The sequence below is a fragment of the Metallibacterium sp. genome, assembly GCF_054637675.1.
Map to the genome: position 1 here is coordinate 1 of NZ_JBTSRB010000105.1, position 3,020 is coordinate 3,020.

Below are 3,020 nucleotides of genomic sequence, written 5' to 3' on the forward strand. Positions count from 1 at the left end.
CGAGGAGCTGATGATCGCGCAGCACACGCTGAAGTTGCTGCGCGCCTGAAGCGGCGAACGCCGTTTACAACGCGGCGCCAGTGCGCGCGGCCGCTTGCCCTGGATCGGCCTCGATGGCCGCGACGCTACCGATTTCTTCGATGCCCGCTGCGCGGGAAGCTGCGGCAGCCCGAGCAGGGCGCAACTGCGCGCGTGGTGTCGATTCGTGCGCAGGCGACCGAAATCCCATCCACGCAACCGCTTCACTTGCCGGTTGTGCCGCGACGCAGCCAGTGAAATTGACCGTCCTGGACCTGATCGCCTGCCCGTACCCCCGCGCGACTTTGCATCACCTCGCCCCACAGGATGGTCGCCTGATCACCGACCCTCCGGTCAACACGCACATGCTCGCCGACCGATAGCGACAGCGCGGTCTGCAGCACGAAGAATTCGTCGTGCAGGTCCACCAGCCGCGCCGCGCAGGGCACCCCCGCGCCCCAGCGCAAGTCGATCTGCACATCTTCCGCGACGAAGCCCGAGCGCTGGTCAATCTGCCACTGCTCGGTCTTCTTCAAGAGCGCCTGCAGCTCGGGATCGCTCCAGTCGGCCTTGACTGGACGCTGGCTGGGGAAGCCTTTGTCACGCGGCATGGCGTTGCTCCGTCAAGAGGCCCAAGGGCACGTCTACGTGGCTTTCCCTGGTGCATCGAAATCGGCACTGGAGATGCTGCAGCGACAAATCGATGTCCTGGCCGCTGCGTCGCCATGCAGCCCATTGCGCGAAGGCCTGTTCGAAGACCCGTTCGGTCAAGGTGCGCATCAGGGCAGGACGCTCCGCCATGGGTACAAAGCGGCTGGGTGAGATATAGCCCAGCGTCGGGTGGCGCCATCGCGCCAGCGCCTCGACCGATCGGCAGTGCCCCGTGTGGAGATCGATGCGCGGCTGGTAGTGCAGCTCCAGCTCGGTGCCGGAATGCGGGGCCGTGGCCAGTTCGGTGACCAGGAAGTCCTGCTTGCTGGCGCGCAGCCTCCTCCGGGTGGTAGACCTTATCCAGCCGCGCAGCTCCCGGTGCGCGCTGTGCGCTGCGGTCAGCGCGGAGCGCAGTACGTCATCGCCGCTGGGGCCAGAGGTGGGTAGATCAATCACCCTTGCGCTGGGCTGCAGCAGCAACGGGATGCCTAGACAGTCCAGCGGTTCGCGCAATCGCGCGATCAACGGATCGAACTGCGTGGCGCGTGCGTCGACCGGAAGACGCGGCATCAGCACCGCAAAGCGCTGCACACCCACCTGGTACAGGCGCGTGCCCGACATCGCCCACGCCCGCAGGCGCGCACTGGCCTGGTGCATCAACGTATCGGAATATACGTGGCCCATGGCGCGCAGAAAGGCGTTGTAACGATCCACGGGGGCGACCTCGATGACCGCCAAGGTCAGTCCTTCCGACTGTTGCGACAGCCATGCATGCAGATCCTCGAAGAAGGCGCCGCGGTGGGGCAGTTGGGTGACGGGATCGAGCGTGGAGATATAGCGGCGCAGCACGATGCCGGTGCCGGCGAGCACGGCGGCGTCGTGCAACGCGGTGGCCTCTTCCTCGCTGATCGCGACGCGGGGCGTGAAGTCCATGACGCACAAGGCGCCGGCCTGGCGGCCGGTGAGCATGAAGACTGGCGTGCTGGCGAAAAAGCGGATGGGCGCCGGTGGCGGAAGACCGTCCGCGGGTGCAGCGCCCGCATGCGCCTCGGCCAACGTGTCCAGCACCACATGGGGAACGCGCCAGTGGGCCACCTCGGCATGCAGCCGGTGCGGCGGATGCAGCGAACTTTGCGCGCGACGATCCTCCTCCGCGGCGTACCACAGCGTGCCGCCATCCGTGAGGATCAACGAGACAAGTGGGGCCTTGAGGACACGTGCCACGCTACGGGCCATGGGCTCGAAACCGGGGACCGCGACGGTTTCCGTGGGGATTCCCTCGCACGGTTCCGCAAGTACGCCGGCCCCCTCACGCTTTGGTGAAGGCAGGGCCTCCGGCGCACCCGAGCTCCTCATGGGAACCTCCCGTGCTGGAATCCTTTCGGATCATTTTCGAGTCTACGCTTGCGGCGACCCTCGCACCAGACGAGGTGTCCCGCGTTCAGGCCGTCGCCCTAGCCGTGGCGAAATGGAATCACTTGCCGCGCATCCAGTTCTCGCAGCGCAGCCCAGGTACGCGCCGGAATTCGCGCAGATTGTCCGTCACCAACACCAGCTCGCGCGCCACGGCCTGCGCGGCAATCAGCATGTCCAGCGGGCCGATGCCGGCACCCTTGCGTTCTAGCACGGCGCGGATGCGTGCGTAGGCGGCGGCATCGACATCCTCGAATGGCAGGGCTGCGAATCCTTGTGTCACCACGTCCACGGCGCAGAGCACCTGCGCGGTGCGTTGCGACTTTTCCACGCCGTACAGGAGTTCAGCGAGCACCAGGCTGGACAGGTGCAAGCGGTTTGACGCAAGGCTGGCGAGGCGATTGAGCAGAGAACGCGGCTCGCCCTTCAGCGCGGCGATGATGGTGCAGGTATCGAGCAGGTAGGCGTCAGCCACGGCTCAGAAGTCCAGCGCTGGAACAGGCCGTGTCGCACCTTGTTCGGGCCGCTCCCAGTCCTTGAACGCGTCCCCCGCTTTGGCACGGGCGAGCGCGAACACGTCGGCGGCGGTGCGCGGTTTCGGGCGTAGGATCAGCGCACCATCCTCGGTGCGACTGATCTCCACTTCCTCGGCATTGATGCGGAAGCGCGCGGGGATACGCACGGCCTGCGAGTTGGCGAGCGTGAACAGCTTGGCGGTGGCGTTCATGGGTAGGCTCCCGGCATCCCTGCGGACGCCTGCGGCTCAGTGTAGACCGTTGCGGATATGGTGCAAGGATATGACTCAAGCGCCGCGCTGGATCGGCACCACATCGGCACCAATGCGCAAGCCGTCCAGATAGTCACTCCATGCCTGCATCATCTTGACGCGCTCGGGCAGGTGCTGCGCGCGGTTATAGGCTTCCTTCACTGCGTTGGAT

General features: G+C 66.1%; 4 protein-coding genes. All 4 read right to left on the reverse strand.

Annotated elements, in window-relative coordinates; genetic code table 11:
* Positions 1-242: 242 nt before the first annotated feature.
* The 4 genes from ACYDAT_RS15935 to ACYDAT_RS15950 all read right to left on the reverse strand — a co-directional run bounded on the left by ACYDAT_RS15935 (position 243) and on the right by ACYDAT_RS15950 (position 2,809).
* The gene (locus tag ACYDAT_RS15935; RefSeq protein ID WP_461442316.1) at positions 243-629 is read right to left on the reverse strand and encodes a hypothetical protein; all 387 of its coding nucleotides are present in this window, start codon (positions 627-629) and stop codon (positions 243-245) included.
* Positions 619-1,905 (reverse strand): EAL domain-containing protein, encoded by a 1,287-nt coding sequence (locus ACYDAT_RS15940; RefSeq protein ID WP_461451410.1) that lies wholly within the window; start codon positions 1,903-1,905, stop codon positions 619-621. The genes ACYDAT_RS15935 and ACYDAT_RS15940 overlap by 11 nt, the downstream gene beginning before the upstream one ends.
* 238 nt (positions 1,906-2,143) lie before the next feature.
* Complete coding sequence (locus ACYDAT_RS15945) at positions 2,144-2,557, reverse strand: PIN domain-containing protein (protein ID WP_461451411.1); 414 nt, start codon at positions 2,555-2,557, stop codon at positions 2,144-2,146.
* A 3-nt stretch (positions 2,558-2,560) separates the two neighbouring features.
* The gene (locus tag ACYDAT_RS15950; RefSeq protein ID WP_461440705.1) at positions 2,561-2,809 is read right to left on the reverse strand and encodes an antitoxin; all 249 of its coding nucleotides are present in this window, start codon (positions 2,807-2,809) and stop codon (positions 2,561-2,563) included.
* Positions 2,810-3,020: the final 211 nt, after the last annotated feature.

Coding starts and splice junctions, on each gene's coding strand:
- ACYDAT_RS15935 (WP_461442316.1), bottom strand. CDS start 629: ATGCCGCGTGACAAAGGCTTCCCCAGCCAGCGTCCAGTCAAGGCCGAC.
- ACYDAT_RS15940 (WP_461451410.1), bottom strand. CDS start 1,905: ATGGCCCGTAGCGTGGCACGTGTCCTCAAGGCCCCACTTGTCTCGTTG.
- ACYDAT_RS15950 (WP_461440705.1), bottom strand. CDS start 2,809: ATGAACGCCACCGCCAAGCTGTTCACGCTCGCCAACTCGCAGGCCGTG.